At 34.3% G+C, this 948-nt stretch carries 1 protein-coding gene; it reads right to left on the bottom strand.

What is annotated here, in order from left to right; genetic code table 11:
* The coding region (locus HHX25_RS21050) for a BspA family leucine-rich repeat surface protein (protein WP_169677389.1) at positions 1–948 on the bottom strand (948 nt) is incomplete at both ends.

A 948-nucleotide genomic window follows, 5' to 3' on the forward strand; every position in this document is an offset into this window, starting at 1 on the left:
TATTGGTCACCTTAGCCACATTCCAATTACCAATATCTTGATTAAAACTTGAAGCTTCATAAAACATGTAACTCATATCAGTCACGTTAGCCACATCCCAATTACCAATATCTTGATTAAAACTTATAGCTCCATAAAACATAGCTTCCATCTCAGTCACCTTAGCGACATTCCAATCACCAATATCTTGATTAAAACTTCTAGCTTGAAAAAACATGTCTCTCATATTGGTCACGTTAGCCACATTCCAATTACCAATATCTTGATTAAAATCTGTAGCTTGATTAAACATGCCTCTCATATTGGTCACCTTAGCGACATTCCAAGCATCAATATCTTGATTAAAACTTGTAGCTTGATTAAACATGTAACTCATCTCAGTCACATTATCCACATTCCAATTACCAATATCTTGATTAAAACTTCTAGCTTGAACAAACATGTAATTCATATCAGTCACCTTATCCACATTCCAATCACCAATATCTTGATTAAAATTTTTAGCTTGATTAAACATGTCTTCCATATTGGTCACCTTAGCCACATTCCAATCACCAATAGCTTGATTAAAACTTGTAGCTTGATGAAACATGTCTTCCATATTGGTCACATTATCTACATTCCAATCACCAATATCTTGATTAAAACTTGTAGCTTTATGAAACATGTAACTCATATCAGTCACGTTAGCCACATTCCAATCACCAATATCTTGATTAAAACTTGTAGCTTGAACAAACATGCCTTCCATATCAGTCACGTTAGCCACATTCCAATCACCAATATCTTGATTAAAATTTGAAGCTTGAACAAACATGCCTTCCATATTGGTCACGTTAGCCACATTCCAATTACCAATATCTTGATTAAAATTTGAAGCTACAGCAAACATGTAGCTCATATCTGTCACGTTAGATAGATCTGGACGGTCTGTTGCGTTTCCTATTA

The sequence above is a fragment of the Flavivirga algicola genome, assembly GCF_012910715.1.
Classification (GTDB): Bacteria; Bacteroidota; Bacteroidia; order Flavobacteriales; family Flavobacteriaceae; genus Flavivirga; species Flavivirga algicola.